We start from the raw sequence: 15,409 nt of genomic DNA, 5'->3' as shown, positions 1-15,409 counted from the left end.
ATGAGATATGGATAAAAGTCGTCATCTACAGGCAGGTCTGAGTGATGAGCAGGTGCTTGAGATGTATAGAGTTATGTTGTTGGCAAGACGAATTGATGAACGGATGTGGCTGTTGAACAGATCTGGAAAAATTCCATTTGTCGTTTCTTGTCAAGGGCAAGAAGCAGCTCAAGTGGGGGCTGCATTTGCATTGAATCGTGAAAAGGATTATGTACTTCCTTATTATCGGGATCTCGGAGTGGTGCTCGCGTTTGGGATGACCGCCAGGGATTTAATGTTATCCAGTTTTGCCAAAGCAGAAGATCCAAATTCAGGCGGGCGTCAAATGCCTGGGCATTTTGGGCAAAAAAAGAATCGCATCGTGACGGGATCTTCGCCAGTTACCACTCAAGTGCCGCATGCAGTGGGGATTGCACTCGCTGCGAAAATGGAAGGAAAAGATATTGTTTCATTCGTTACATTCGGAGAGGGTTCATCAAACCAAGGTGATTTCCATGAAGGAGCGAATTTTGCAGGTGTACATAAACTTCCGGTTATCTTGATGTGCGAGAATAATCAGTATGCCATTTCCGTCCCGATTGAAAAGCAATTGGCTTGCGGAAAAGTGTCCGACAGGGCCATTGGTTACGGCATGCCAGGGGTGACGGTTGATGGAAATGATCCGATCGAAGTATACCGGGTGGTGAAAGAAGCGGCTGAGAGAGGAAGGCGCGGTGAAGGCCCAAGCTTAATCGAAACGGTTTCTTACAGGCTTACACCACACTCAAGCGACGATGATGATAGTCAATATAGGTCGCCTGATGAAGTATCGGAGGCAAAAAAAGGAGATTCGATCATTACTTTTGGTGCCTATTTAAAAGCAACAGGAATAATGGATGATCTCATGGAGAAACAAATGAATGAGGAAATAATGAAAGTAGTGAACGAAGCGACGGATTATGCGGAAAATGCTCCATTTGCAAATGAAGACACGCTCTCAAAATACGTTTACGCAGAAATGTAAGGAGGAAAGAAAATGGCAGTGATATCTTATATAGATGCGGTGATAATGGCGATGCGGGAAGAAATGGAACGTGATTCCCGTGTATTTGTATTAGGCGAGGACGTAGGGATAAAAGGCGGCGTTTTTAAAGCGACTTCAGGGTTATACGAACAATTCGGTGAACAGCGTGTCATTGATACACCGCTTGCTGAATCCGCAATCGCAGGAGTTGGCATCGGCGCGGCCATGTATGGAATGAGGCCGATTGCGGAAATGCAGTTCGCTGATTTTATCATGCCTGCAATCAACCAAATCATTTCAGAAGCTGCAAAAATCCGTTATCGCTCCAATAATGACTGGCATTGCCCTATCGTCATCAGAGCTCCTTACGGTGGGGGCGTACATGGGGCGTTATACCATTCACAATCCGTTGAAGCCATTTTTGCCAATCAACCAGGACTTAAAATTGTCATGCCCTCTACACCCTATGATGTTAAAGGGTTATTGAAAGCAGCCATTCGTGATGATGACCCGGTCCTCTTCTTTGAACATAAGCGAGCCTATCGCCTAATTAAAGAAGAAGTACCGAATGATGATTATGTTTTACCCATTGGTAAAGCGGATGTAAAACGTGAAGGCGAGGATGTTACAGTGATTACTTACGGACTTTGTGTTCATTTTGCGCTTCAGGCAGCTGAAAAGCTGGCCAGTGATGGCATATCTGTTCATATACTTGATTTACGAACCGTTTATCCATTAGATCAAGAAGCCATTATGGAAGCTGCATCTAAAACAGGAAAAGTCCTATTGATTACTGAAGATAATAAGGAAGGGAGCATCATTAGTGAAGTATCGGCGATCATTGCAGAAAACTGCCTCTTCGATCTCGATGCCCCAATCATGAGACTCGCGGGTCCGGATGTTCCAGCAATGCCATATTCACCATCATTGGAGAAATCATTCATGGTGAATCCAGAAAAAGTGGAAAAGGCACTGCGTGACCTAGCTGCCTATTAAATGATCGGCATGGAGGAACGAACCTTGCGCATCGGTTTAAATTGTTGTTTATATTGGGAGTGATCTTAAAAATGAACGTAAGTCTAGCAACTATAAAAAAGGTTGCCAGGCTTTTTTTTTGCGCTAAATAAATCATCTATAGTGAAAAATAATCCGTTGGATTACGCTAGAGAGGGCATATAAAATTCAGTGATTTTTGGGGAATTTTCACTTGTAAATATATGTTGAACAAATTGCGTGGTATTATATGGTAAAGCACTCTAGGTAAAGGAGAACTAATGATGAATAATGGACAATTAGCCAATAATAAACTATTAGATATGGTGTTTGAAAGTACATATTACGGAATTGTAATTGTCGATAGTCACGCAAAAATTCAATCTATTAGCAATAAATGAAGAACAGTGATTGGTGAAAATTGAAAGTAGGAAGGGGGAACATCATGCTTCGATTATACGGGGCTTTAATCGGCCTTAGTTTGATATGGGGTTTATCGTTTGTTTTTATGAAGTGGCTGCTACCGCCTGCGGGCATTTGGGGGATTGTATTTCTCCGCTGCTTGGCGGGTGCTGTTGTTCTGCTTCCCATTTTATGGTGGAAGCGCAGGGAAATCAACTGGAAATTGCCGTGGAAAGCACTGGTCGTTGTCGGAATCTTCAATTGCGGATTAGCATGGGGATTAATACCTTTAAGTGAAACAGAGATTAATAGCAGCACGGCATCGATTCTAAATGCAACCACTCCGATCTGGACGGGGATCATCGGATTTATCATTTTTTCATACGTTCTAACCGCCCGACAATGGATGGGCATTTTAATTGGTTTCTTCGGCATTCTAGTATTGATGGATTTTCAAATCGGTCAGCTTTTCGGAAAGGAATTCATCGGGATTGGGACAATGCTGCTAGCGTCCATCTGTTATGGTTTTGCCGGTCATTTTACGAAAAGATTTCTTTCCAATACCAGCATATTGGTCATTACGACGTTTACGCTGCTCACGGGTGCCGTTATCGGTTTGATCGGGATGCTAATAACAGAGCCGATTAAGCCAGTGATGCTGATGGAACCGCTGACGATTTTAGCCATAGCCGGTCTTGGGTGCTTTGGCTCTGGGGTCGGCCAGCTGATCTATTTCTACATAAATAAAAATGGCAGCCCTGAGTTTGCCGCATCTGTTACATACCTTATTCCTGCAACCGCTATGGTTTGGGGTTATGTCCTGCTTGGAGAAGCGATTAATCCTAATGTAATTATTGGCCAGCTGATCATTTTCGCAGGAGTTTATCTTTCTTCTAAGAAGTCAAAAGAAAATGATGGCACAAACTCTTCATCCGGAAAACAAGCGGAATTGCATCACGTAAAATAAGTAACCAAAACGAAATAGCCCTCACGTAAAGATTTATCCTGGGGGCTTTCGTATTGAAACACATTAATAGTTTTACTTAATTCTGATTCATTTTTGCCAAAGAAGTGATTGACTGTCTTTGCCGCTAGTTATAGCTATAGACATTAACCCATATACACGGAAATTGTCAGTGGTGTTTTTTTATCTGAATTTGTTTTGAAGTTGAGATATATTAATTTGAGACAATGTTATTGACAGTGAATGGCATTCGTGATAAATTATCTTTAAGTAAAGATATATTAATTCAAGATAATAAGGAATATGTAAAACCTTATCAAACCCTTTTAATGAATAGCCACTCTTATTGAAGGGAAAATATAGGGGATTAATGGAAAAGTTGAACATCCAAAAATTGAATCGTTTTAATGGGAGGAACAATTTATGAATGGATTAAAAGGTATACACCACGTAACGGCCATAACAAGTAGTGCAGAAAAGAATTATGAATTTTTCACAAATATATTAGGCATGCGTTTAGTCAAGAAAACAGTCAACCAAGATGATATCCAAACTTATCACCTGTTCTTTGCCGACGATGTTGGCGGTGCGGGTACTGACATGACATTCTTCGATTTTCCTGGTATTCCTAAAGGAGAGCATGGGACTAATGAGATTTCCAAAACATCCTTCCGTGTACCGACTGATGCGGCATTGGAGTATTGGGTTAAACGCTTTGACCGTTTAGAGGTAAAGAATGCAGGTATCCAAGAACAGTTTGGCAAAAAGATCATTTCTTTTGTTGATTTTGATGATCAGCAATATCAATTGATTTCAGATGAAACTAATGAAGGGGTTGCAGCTGGAATCCCTTGGCAAAAAGGGCCGATTCCTCTGGAATACGCTATTACAGGATTAGGACCAATTTTCATTCGGATCGCCAACTTCGATTACTTTAAAGAAATGATGGAAAAAGTACTATTATTCAAAGAAATAGACAAGGAAGGATCATTTCACCTATTTGAAGTAGGAGAAGGGGGGAATGGTGCTCAAGTGATCGTCGAGCATAATTCGATCCTCCCTCAGGCACGGCAGGGTTTTGGAACTGTACACCATACTGCATTCCGTGTTGAAGACCGTTCCGTTCTTGAAGAATGGATCCAACGAATGGAAAGCTTCCAATTTCATACGTCCGGTTATGTTGATCGTCACTTTTTTGAGTCGCTTTACGTACGAGTGGCGCCGCAAATTTTATTCGAGTTTGCCACGGATGGTCCTGGATTTATGGGGGATGAGCCGTATGAAACGCTTGGGGAAAAGTTATCTTTACCACCGTTCTTAGAACCAAAAAGGGAGCAAATCGAAAAGTTGGTCCGTCCCATTGATACAGTAAGAAGCACCAAAGAATTCATTAAAGAATAATTGACAATCTTTAGCGAATGATATATTGGTTTATGCCCATACTAAAACAGGTAGATAATAAAAAATGGAATAATCATTTGAAATAGAAAAAAATGCTCTGGAGGAATGACTCATGACAAAAGATTTTTACACGGCCATTAAAGAGAGACGTTCATATTATGGAATCAATAAAGAGGTCGGAGTATCGGATGAGAAAATTAAAGAAATAGTTGAATTTGCGGTAAAACACACGCCATCGGCTTTTAATTCCCAATCTTCCCGCCTTCTTGTTTTAACAGGATCGGCACATGATAAATTATGGGATATTACGACGCAGGCTTTAAGGAAAGCGGTTGGTGAGGGAGATTTCTCTGGCACTCAACAAAAAATGGATTCCTTCAAAGCGGGATATGGGTCAATATTATTCTTTGAAGATGAATCTGTTGTGAAATCACTTCAAGAACAATTTGCAACTTACGCCGATAATTTCCCTATCTGGTCACAACAAACATCAGGCATGCATCAATTAGTTGTTTGGACTGCACTTGAAGCAGAAGGTTTGGGAGCAACTTTACAGCATTATAATCCTCTAATTGATGATGAAGTGAAAAAAGAATGGGATGTTCCAAGCAATTGGAAATTGATTGCGCAAATGCCATTTGGAAATCCAACAGCTCAACCGGGTGATAAAGAATTCAAACCACTTGAGGATCGTATAAAATTTTATAAATAAAGAGGACTGATAAGAGCAACTTTGTTGAGAGCCAACTCTAATTGGCTCTTTTTTTATTTGTACTCATTTGCCCATATTTTTTCAGTATTACAATAAGATAAAATATTTTCACTATTTTTTGTTTATTGCCTTGTGTGGAAAGTGACTATACCTTATGTAAAAGCTTTATAAGTAATAGTTCTGCTTGTTATTCAATTCTTTAAAAATTAGAGCTATTCCTTGGTCAAGTTTTTGTATATTTGTATTGGACACATTTAATTTTAATATTTTTTCCTGGTGAAAGCCATCTAAATAATTTTGACCCATCGTCTCTACCAGTACTTGTTGATTCTGTAAGTTATTGATGAGGTGAGTACTATTTAAACGATGAGGCAGTACGATATGAGCGTTCATACATATGGATGCTGGGCGATTAAAGCCTGAAGTAGAGTGCTTTTCTAGAGCATCATATAGCAAGTTTGCACGCCCTAAATAGGAGAGCCGTACCTTGTTTCTATGGCGTTCAAACATACCGCTTTTTATATAGATTTCCAAGGCTGCTTGTGAAATCATGGAACTATCAATATCAGCTGTTCTTTTATATAGTTGGAAGCTGACCGCTAATCGTTTAGGCAATACGGCAACACCTATGCGTAGTCCTGGAAACATTATTTTAGAGAAGCTTTTTAAATAAATGACCATTTGATGAGTATCCCCGGAAAAAATGGGGTCTACCTTCATATTCTCCTCGAAATCTGCTAAATAATCATCTTCTACAATATAGACACCATACTTTACAGCAAGTTTTAGTATCTCTTCTCTGTCCTTTTTAGAGTAAGAAGTCCCTAACGGATTATGAAAACGAGGCATCGTATAAAAGAATTTAATTTCCTGACTGCTAAAAATCCGTTCTAATTCCCCTAAATCAATACCTTCTGCTGTTCGTTGGATTCCTAGCACGGGAATCTTATACGCTTTCAATTGCTCCACAAATAGATGATAACTAGGCTGCTCAACAAGTATATGAGTACGTTCATTTGGAAAGGGGATGAGCGTTAATAAGGAAAGTGCTTGCTGCACCCCAGAAGTAATGAAAATCTGTTCTTCTTTTGCGAAAACCTGATACTGCTCTAATTGTTTTTGTATCACTTTAATTAAAGAGGGTAGTCCTTTAGGAGTGCCATAGATAAACAATTCTTGCTGATAGGTATCGATGGCTTTGTTGATGCAATGTTGAAAGTCATGATACGGAAATTGATGCCAATCGGGAGCGGAAGTAACAAAGTCGATTTCCGCTGTTGGTTCACGTTTACCATCAAATTCTTTTTGAACGACATAATATCCACTTTTAGGAACAGCGTAGATTAAATGCTTCTTTTCCAATTCTTGCAGAGCTTTCAAAACTGTACTTTTACTACATTGATGTTGTTCGCTTAATTGACGAATCGATGGGAGCTTAAAGCCCGCTTTGAGCCGTCCATTCTGGATGAGAGATTCAAATTCATTACATAAAGCTACGTATTTTAACATGAATACCTCCTAAAAACTGTACCGTTACAGATGCTTCTTATTTGTATTGTATCGTAGTGGAACTTTTAATACGATACTAACAACCGGCCGGGTGTTGAAAAGGAGGATTTACTCAATATGCCAGAACATAAAAAAGCCTATATTGCGGCGATATTATATGCCTTTATTATTGGATTTTCATTTATTTTTACAAAAATATCATTAATGGAAGCGAGTCCGCTAGATACATTGGCACATCGATTTACGATGGCTTTTTTGACCGCCATAATTTTTAAGCTATATAGGAGGACATCAGTGAAAATAAGTGTAAAGGATACTTTGAAAATTCTTCCATTGGTGTTCCTTTATCCAATTTTTTTCTTTATATTTCAAGTGTTTGGTCTCGTGTATACCTCATCTTCAGAAGCGGGTATTATCCAAGCGACCATACCAATTTTTACGTTATTATCAGCTTCATTATTTTTGAAAGAATACGCTGGTAGAGGTCAGAAATTTTTTCTTTATTTATCTGTGATGGGGGTTATCTTTATCTTTGTCATGAATGACTTGCAACTTGCGGCTCACAGTTTGAAAGGAACGATCCTGATCTTATTATCCTCGATTGCTGCCGCTTTCTATAATGTGGTAGCGAGGAAGGTAACAAAGCAATATTCACTATTTACGTTAACTTATGTGATGACGTTCTTTGGTTTTGTGACTTTTAATAGTTTGGCCGTCATCAACCATATAATTAACCAATCTATTAGTAGCTTTTTATTACCCTTCACAAGTAGCGCATTCCTCATTTCAATCGTATATCTTGGGGTATTATCGTCACTGCTTACTGCTTTTTTATCAAACTATTCATTATCTATATTACCAGCATCTAAAATGAGCGTTTTTAGTAATTTAGCGACATTGATTACGATAATAGCAGGGGTGATTTTCTTACATGAATCGATTCATTATTATCATGTAATAGGTGCAATGATTATTCTTGCTGGGGTAATCGGCACGAATTATTTTGGTGGAATTCAATCAAAGAATAATAGTAAGACTTTTGCCGATCCATTGCTGAAAAGGGAGGTAAAGTGAATGAATAAATATGTGTTGTTACTCTTGATTAGTGGTATATGGGGATCTCAATTTTTCTTTATTGCATTAGTTATAGATAATGTTGGGGTTATTACTTTGTCAGCCATCAAAGCATGTATCGGTGGTATCTGTTTACTCTTCTTTGGTTTTTTTTTATCAAAAGAAGAGCGAAGAGTACCCAGGAGTTATTATAAATGGTATATAATCATTGCGGTTTTCGAGGTTGTACTGCCATTCGTGTTTATTGCACAAGGCCAGAAATCGGTGCCTAGCAGTATCGCAGCGGTGCTGATTGGAATGGTTCCCGTCTTTACCATCCTCTTTTTACTAGCATTTTTCAAAAGAAAAAGCACAAGGCCGGAGATTACAAGTATCCTATTCGGATTTGCAGGTATTGTCTTCCTTTCCTGGCCAACACAAGGAATCCAAGACCTTTCTAACAGTATTCAGGGGAACTTCCTATTGATATTGGCTGCTATGAGTTTTGGATTATCATTGATTTTCATGGAGAAATTAAACGAGGGATCTTCCGTTATTCATATGAGAAATGTATTACTGATTGCCAGTGCATTGCTCATACCCATGTCCCTTTTGTTTGAGCAATCTTTCAAATTGGATTTAGCACGATCTCAATCTATCTACTTAGCGATTTTAGGCATTTTCCATGCTGGTGTTGTTTATGCATTATTTAATAGGCTGATTCGGCAAGAAGGCGCATTATTTACTTCATATAGTAATTATATAGTGCCTGTCATCGGAATGATTATAGGCTTTTTCTTTTTACATGAAGCGTTGTCTATTCATCAGTTGATTGGAATGGGAATAGTTATGATGTCATTAGTTTTTTTAGACAGAAAAATAATAATCAAGTTGATAAGAAAGTAGTATTTTATTATATGTACTCTGGTCCGTTATCTTTAATTGTACTAATAAAGGCAGTAAGTTTAGAACTCGTATATTTAACGAAACCAAATTGAGAAAAGGGGAGCAGGTTTAATATATCTTTGTAAGATCATTTTTTGTTTTTTGATCCGCAAATGATTTATATAGTAGAAGAAGCATCTGCTGAGGTTAATGCAGATGCTTCTTCTACTAAAAGGGGTAACTGATTTATTGGCGCTAACCAGTAATAAATGCTTATATTTTTATTTTTTCTGCATTAGATAGTGAAGTATTTTTCTCAATCTTCATTATAATAAATCCACTCCAGGCAAACATTAAGGAGGCAATGTAAAAGATGCTGCCGATCGTTAAAAAGTCGACTAAATATCCGGTTGCAATCACCGCAGCTGCAGCACCGATGGATGTCCAAACATGGTAGTTTCCAATTTCCTCACCCGCTGTTTTCTTCGTAACATATCTCGCAAGTACGGTTTTTTCAGTGTTTTTTTGCACTGCCCCAAGTACTCCCATAATGATTTGCAGGAGATAGACATGCCAAATTTCATATGCGAGAGGAAAGGCAAGAAGGATTAGTGCCATCCCCCATGAATAGATAAGGAGAAATGCTTTGTCACCGGCTTTGTCAGTGAATTTTCCGATTAAAGGATAACTAACTGCTGCAGTTAGTGAGAATATTCCATATGCCCACCCGAATTGTGAATAACTTGTACCTACATTTTTGATTAGCAAAATATAAAAAGGGAAAATCATGCTGGCAGCCATTCCAACAGTGCCTTGGTAAAAAACAAACCGTTTATAATTCATGGATGATACTCCTCATAGAAAAGATTCATGAAGCGATTATCAGGATCATACTTCTTCTTTAATCGAAAGAATTCCTCAGTATGCGGATACGCTTCAGATAATTGGGTCTTGGTTGGATACCCATAATAGGGCAAATAGTAGCTGCCGTTATGGTCAAGCGTCACATCAATCATATTACGGATGACCCTTCCCGTATTTTTCTTACTTTCGTTATCTGTCCCTTGATTAATGAGCATTACAAGAGCGAACATATCATCCTTGGCATAGGACATGAGTGATTCATCATTATGTTCCACATAACGAATTGTAATATTTAATAAATTAAAATCTTTCTCATCAGATAAGGTATTTCTTAAATCATCGATATAATCAGCAAATTGATCAATCGGAACGAAGTATTCTTGCAGCACTTCAGTTTTGGTAGGGTTGCTGTAATCCATAAAGGCTGAGTCTGACCGCATCACATTATTCCTCGAAACCAAGTTGCCATCAATATTGGCCGTGTAAGTTTTTTGAGTTTCCCAAAACCTTTTTTTACCCCAGTCATTAAAACGTGATAGGCCAAGAAAGAATTTAGGCACGGCAATGATCGTTTCCCGTTTGAGAGTATTATAGTCAGATAGCTGTGTTTGGTCATTTGCCGTATAATAATCCGTTACATACATTTCATCCAAATAGGAGCCAGGAGCAACCGATATTCTTGCAAGATGCATTTTAACATCATCGTTTTGGAGAACTTCTCTTTTAAAGTACGACGTATATTCATCATAATGGAGTGATTTAGTTTTAATGTTATAAAGTTTGTCATCGGTAAGGTGGAGTGTTACATCGAGTATTACGCCAAACAAACCATACCCGCCAATAACCGAATGGAAGAGCTCCGAATTTTCTTCGCGGCTCACTGTTAGGATTTTTCCTTTTGCGTTAAGCAATCTAAAAGAATCCACGGTTTCTATCAAGGCATGATTACGGATATCGCGGCCATGGACATTAACGCTCAAAGAACCGCCGATGGTAAAAATGTTTTGAGATTGACTGACCTTCAGTGCAAGTCCATATGGGTTGATATATTCCTGGAGAGCAGCCCAGGTTGCTCCGCTTTGGACCGTGATGCGTTTTTCTTTTACATCCAAATCAAGTATTTTATCATAGTGCTTCATATCGAGCAGGATCCCATTTGGATATAATGTCTGCCCTCCTTGGCTATGCTGCATTCCGGCAATGGAAATGGGATCATCGTTTTTTTCGGCATCCAAAACGACCTTTTTGATTTCTTCTTCACTATCTTCCGCCTTAATCGTTTTCATTTTAACCGGCATCAGCCGGCTGATATCTTTGGCAATAGGGTGGTCAAGCTTGAAATTAAAAGCCTGCAGCGATAATCCAAATAATAGTGCATATAGGATGATAAATAAAAATCGTTTCATGATATCTGGCTTTCGACTCCTCGTTTAATATGTCTGACACTCAATTGAAAATAATGAAAAAGTATGAACTTTATAGATTAATGGAGTTACCCTGACCATTCAGTGAGATTGGGGTTAATATTGAATTAATGTCAGATTTTTTGAAATGAATCTTTTGATTTAAGTATTAGTTCTTAGTTTTCAGCCCGTTAATGATTGTTTTGGTTAGCGGTATGGATAGTGATTCCAAGCTTTGTTCAGAGTTGTTTAATCCCCAATGATAGATGATTCCCATTAGGCTTTGGGTGATAAGTTGTGAAATTTCGTTAACTGATTGGTCAGTGCCAATGTCGTTTTGTTCTTTCGCCTCTTCAATTAATGAACGAATAATTAGGAAGAGTGAGCGATTTGAATTTAAAAAGTAAGTATGTTCTTTCGAATCTAGAGCGGAACTGTAAATCACTTTCATTAAATCTTTGCCCATTTCTTCTTCCAGAAAACGCATCAATTTGCGTATGAAAATAAATAATTTCTCGGTAGCGTCCATATCGACTGGGAACGAACGGAAGACTTCACGATAGTAATCATCGACTTCTATGAATCTCACTAAAAAAATATCCGATTTCGCTGAAAAGTGTTGGTAAAATGACCCTTTTGATGTGCCGCTTTTTTTCACGATTTCGTCAACGGTGACTTTATCATAACCTTTTTCGCTAAATAGCTTTAAAGATATTTTTAATATTTTTTCACGAGTCTTTTCTCCCCTAAGCTGTTTCTTTCTAGGCTCAATCATAAAAAACCTCCAAATAATAATTGACAGAATATTCCTATATAGTTTAATATCAGACTACAGTCTAGTTAAATGATTGGTGGTCTATTTAATCTAACGTAAATCATCAATAATCACAACGCTTTCTTAATCGCATTTCGCATTTTTAGAAAGCGTTTACAAAGTTTTGAGATCAAGTATGGGGGAGGTTAGTTTAGTTTAAATTAGGAGGAGGTATCAGGATAAACTTAAAGACCTAGGAATGAACCATAGTATCGGGAAGCAGGAAAAGTGATGTGCGTTAAACGGATTATTTTTTGGGAAATAGTAGCAAGAAAAGGGAGGAAATTATCATGAATCATTCCAGTGGTGAGATAGAGAAAAGAACAATCAGTAAAACGATGAAGCGCATTCTTCCATTTATCTTGCTTCTTTATATCATTGCTTACTTGGACAGGGTCAATTTAGGCTATGCTGCTTTACAAATGAATGCAGAATTAGCCTTATCCGCTGAAGTTTTTGGATTGCTTTCCGGCATTTTTTTTATAGGTTATTTCTTCTTTGAAGTTCCTAGCAACATGATCATGCATAAAGTGGGAGCTCGGATATGGATTGCCCGTATAATGATTTCGTGGGGGCTCGTGGTAATATTAACAGGTTTTGCGCAAACAACGATGCATTTATATATTCTCCGTTTTTTATTAGGTGTCGCCGAAGCTGGTTTTTTCCCTGGTATAATTTTGTATTTAACTTATTGGTTCAGGGCCCGCGAAAGAGGAAGGGCAACAGCGGTCCTGCTTTTAGCCCTACCGATTGGCGGATTGATTGGTGCGCCTGTGTCGACATGGATTCTTGACAATATTTCCTGGTTGGGTATGGCAGGGTGGAGATGGATGTTCATCCTTGAAGGCATTCCGGCAATTATTATTGGTGTTGTTGTTGTTTTCTATTTAACTAATAGACCAACGAACGCTAAATGGTTATCTAAGGAAGAAAGTGATTGGTTAGAAGGGGAATTGAGTACGGAAAGGAAAGTAAGCTCGAAAATAAATAAAGTCACTAAGCTTGATATGCTGAAAGATTCGAAAATTTGGAAGTTGGCCCTTTTTTATTTCGCAGGGTACACATCTATTTATGGATTGTCATTCTGGATGCCAACTATCATAAAATCTTTATCGGAAAATGCAACAACCAATTTAGAAATAGGCTGGTTAGCGATGATTCCATCGTTAGTCGGTATACCTGCCGTTATGTTTGTAGGCTGGAATTCAGATCGGACCAATGAACATAAATCACACTTGCTCGTTTGCCTCATGATAGCAGTTGTCGGATTTATCGGGTGCGGCTTTTCAGATAGTGTTTTTATGATGGTGCTTATGTTAACGATTACATCTTTCGGGTTATACGGATTCAGTGGATGTTTCTTTGCCTATATGACATTTTTCTTCACTGAGTCCACTGCACCAGTTGGAATCGCCATAGTCAATTCATTTGCGGCTTTAGGCGGTTTTGTAGGACCGTTGATTCTCGGAACTGTTGCATTTACTCAAGGGATGTTTATTTTATCTGGATTACTTGTATTAGGAGTCATCACCCTATTATCATTAAAATTAACAAGTGCTTCAGATGAAAACATCGCAAAAGAAGTTGAAGTCAATATTAATCAATTATAACGGTTCTAAATTTATTGAAGATCAAAAGTGACTAAAAGAAACATCATTGGAAATCACAAGGTTTCCATGATGTTTCTTTTTATATTTTCATATAGGAAGTAAAAATATATGAGATGAAAATTCCAGTTGAGCATGTCAAAATTTAATCTAAATCGCAGGTTCTGCTCAATAAGACTTGTTTGTAGTTTTCGGCGGGATTAGAATGGAGATGAGATACAAGTGCTTTCGAAAAGACCAGGCATTCCTTTTCTTTTCAAGTGCTGACTTCATTTTTATTCATTACAGGAATAACAGCAGAAATGAGGTGATGATGTGGAAATTCATTTGGTGGCAAAAGATGAGATTGAGGCTCAAGGAATTCGTTGGATAGTGGAGTCTCACCTAACGGGAGTTAGACTGATCTTATGGAAAACGATTGAAGAATTTGAAAAGGGCATACGCAATCAGCAACCGGAATTCGTTATTTTGGATATGGATATTTGGACGGATGAAAGTGAGGCGATGGGTGTTTCGTTAAAGCGGAGGGGAATTCGATGGTTAGGCATTTCATCTGAGCGAATCTTTCAAACGGCGTACCGAGCCTTACGTTTTCGTGCTGAAGATGTTTTATTCCGTCCTTTTTCTTCCGCGGATTTGGTAAAACATATCCAACAATTGCGTTTTCAATTGAGAAATGGTCCAGGTCTTCTTTCGACAAACACCATGGATGATGAGAATGCTCTGGATATTGGGTATCCTGATTTCTTCTTGACGGACCGGAGGCATGAAAGTCGAATAACCATGGTCGCTTTTTTGACACCTGATAACAAGACCCTTCCTTTAGTTTATGATGAACTGCAACGATATTCTTTTACTGGGAAGAATCAAATCTTCGCTTTATCGGATTTTATTTTATGTGTTCAGGAAACAAAGGAAATGGAGGTATATAAGGAAGAGTACCAAGCGTTCCTTGCTCACTGGAAAGAAAGAATGGATGAGCCCCTTGCCATCATAATAAAAGCGGCAACTTCAGATGAGTCTTTAAAAAGGATGTATCAGCAAACACGTGAATTTACGAGACAAATCTTTTTCGATGGATATGATATCATTTTAGCCGAAAGTCAACAGACTTCGCCACAAGAGATGGATCCATTCCTCACTCCTCTTGAACAAAGACTTTGGATAGAAATGCTCGAAAGGCGGGATGCAAAAGCCATCAGGAACTGGATTGAACGTGAATTTCTTACCTTTGAACGACCATACCCCGACCCGGAAATCGTTCGTATCCGCCTTACAAGCGTACTTGCGCAGATTCGTAGGCATATGAAATCATACAACTTGCAAACTGCCTCTTTAGAAGCAATATACTATGATGTATTTCAGCAAATTGTACATAAACCTGTCATTCATCAAATAGTAAAAGAGCTGCATGCGTTCACCACCCATATGCTTCTGCAGGATCATGGACAATTACAGGAAGGGGCACGCACACTTAGCGAAAAAGCAAGAGAGCTGATCGAGTCCAACTATTGGGACGCCCAATGGAATCTAGCGAGTTGTGCAGATACTCTGCGTATCAATAAAAGCACACTCAGCCGTCGTTTTGCGGCTGAATCCGGCGAGTCTTTTCGAAATACGCTGCATCAAGTTAGAATTAGGGAAGCTAAACGTTTATTAAAGGAAACGGATTTATCATTGGAGGAAATCTCACAATTAGCCGGCTATTCACATCAAACTTATTTCAATGCCAAATTCAAATTGCTTGAAGCTTGTACACCATCAGCATATCGGTCTGGATTATAAAAAAGGACGATTCA

Annotated in this window: 13 protein-coding genes; 9 read left to right on the top strand and 4 right to left on the bottom strand. The window is 38.6% G+C overall.

Going from position 1 to position 15,409, the window contains the following annotated elements; all coding sequences use genetic code 11:
• Nucleotides 1-7 precede the first annotated feature (7 nt).
• The 5 genes from V3595_RS07530 to V3595_RS07510 all read left to right on the top strand — a co-directional run bounded on the left by V3595_RS07530 (nt 8) and on the right by V3595_RS07510 (nt 5,475).
• Entirely contained in the window at nt 8-1,003 is a 996-nt protein-coding gene (locus tag V3595_RS07530; protein WP_485906297.1) for a thiamine pyrophosphate-dependent dehydrogenase E1 component subunit alpha, read from the top strand.
• Between the two features lie 12 nt (nt 1,004-1,015).
• Nucleotides 1,016-1,999, top strand: a complete 984-nt coding sequence (locus V3595_RS07525; protein WP_485906296.1) for an alpha-ketoacid dehydrogenase subunit beta — start codon at nt 1,016-1,018, stop codon at nt 1,997-1,999.
• A gap of 442 nt (nt 2,000-2,441) precedes the next feature.
• Nucleotides 2,442-3,365 (top strand): DMT family transporter, encoded by a 924-nt coding sequence (locus tag V3595_RS07520; protein ID WP_485906295.1) that lies wholly within the window; start codon nt 2,442-2,444, stop codon nt 3,363-3,365.
• A 420-nt stretch (nt 3,366-3,785) separates the two neighbouring features.
• A complete protein-coding gene (locus V3595_RS07515; protein ID WP_137018386.1) occupies nt 3,786-4,763 on the top strand; it encodes a ring-cleaving dioxygenase in 978 nt (325 codons plus the stop codon).
• A 112-nt stretch (nt 4,764-4,875) separates the two neighbouring features.
• Nucleotides 4,876-5,475: a nitroreductase family protein gene (locus V3595_RS07510; protein ID WP_137018387.1), complete on the top strand. Its 600-nt coding sequence runs from the start codon at nt 4,876-4,878 to the stop codon at nt 5,473-5,475.
• A 165-nt stretch (nt 5,476-5,640) separates the two neighbouring features.
• Here V3595_RS07510 and V3595_RS07505 read toward each other — a convergent pair whose 3' ends face one another.
• Entirely contained in the window at nt 5,641-6,984 is a 1,344-nt protein-coding gene (locus V3595_RS07505; RefSeq protein WP_485906294.1) for an aminotransferase-like domain-containing protein, read from the bottom strand.
• Between the two features lie 117 nt (nt 6,985-7,101).
• Between V3595_RS07505 and V3595_RS07500 the strand changes: the two genes are divergently transcribed.
• Together V3595_RS07500 and V3595_RS07495 are read left to right on the top strand one after the other, a co-directional pair.
• Nucleotides 7,102-8,058: a DMT family transporter gene (locus V3595_RS07500; protein ID WP_485906293.1), complete on the top strand. Its 957-nt coding sequence runs from the start codon at nt 7,102-7,104 to the stop codon at nt 8,056-8,058.
• On the top strand, nt 8,059-8,943 hold the full coding sequence (locus V3595_RS07495; RefSeq protein WP_485906292.1) for a DMT family transporter: 885 nt from the start codon (nt 8,059-8,061) through the stop codon (nt 8,941-8,943). It abuts the gene before it with no gap.
• Nucleotides 8,944-9,195: 252 nt separating this feature from the next.
• Here the strand turns inward: V3595_RS07495 and V3595_RS07490 are convergent, their stop codons facing one another.
• From V3595_RS07490 to V3595_RS07480, 3 genes are all read right to left on the bottom strand, one after another.
• Nucleotides 9,196-9,765 carry an MFS transporter gene (locus V3595_RS07490; RefSeq protein WP_485906291.1) on the bottom strand — a complete coding sequence of 190 codons (570 nt, stop codon included), beginning with the start codon at nt 9,763-9,765 and terminating at the stop codon, nt 9,196-9,198.
• Nucleotides 9,762-11,192 (bottom strand): FAD-binding protein, encoded by a 1,431-nt coding sequence (locus tag V3595_RS07485; protein ID WP_485906289.1) that lies wholly within the window; start codon nt 11,190-11,192, stop codon nt 9,762-9,764. The genes V3595_RS07490 and V3595_RS07485 overlap by 4 nt, the downstream gene beginning before the upstream one ends.
• 166 nt (nt 11,193-11,358) lie before the next feature.
• Entirely contained in the window at nt 11,359-11,964 is a 606-nt protein-coding gene (locus V3595_RS07480; protein ID WP_137024496.1) for a TetR/AcrR family transcriptional regulator, read from the bottom strand.
• A 329-nt stretch (nt 11,965-12,293) separates the two neighbouring features.
• Here V3595_RS07480 and V3595_RS07475 point away from each other — a divergent pair, with 329 nt between their 5' ends.
• Together V3595_RS07475 and V3595_RS07470 are read left to right on the top strand one after the other, a co-directional pair.
• Complete coding sequence (locus V3595_RS07475; protein WP_485906286.1) at nt 12,294-13,613, top strand: MFS transporter; 1,320 nt, start codon at nt 12,294-12,296, stop codon at nt 13,611-13,613.
• A 312-nt stretch (nt 13,614-13,925) separates the two neighbouring features.
• Nucleotides 13,926-15,395 carry a helix-turn-helix transcriptional regulator gene (locus V3595_RS07470; protein WP_485906284.1) on the top strand — a complete coding sequence of 490 codons (1,470 nt, stop codon included), beginning with the start codon at nt 13,926-13,928 and terminating at the stop codon, nt 15,393-15,395.
• The last annotated feature ends 14 nt before the right edge of the window (nt 15,396-15,409 follow it).

This window comes from Bacillus sp. CFBP9009, from assembly GCF_036541465.1.
Lineage (GTDB): Bacteria > Bacillota > Bacilli > Bacillales > DSM-1321 > Peribacillus.
This window is presented reverse-complemented; position numbering and strand designations above follow the sequence as displayed.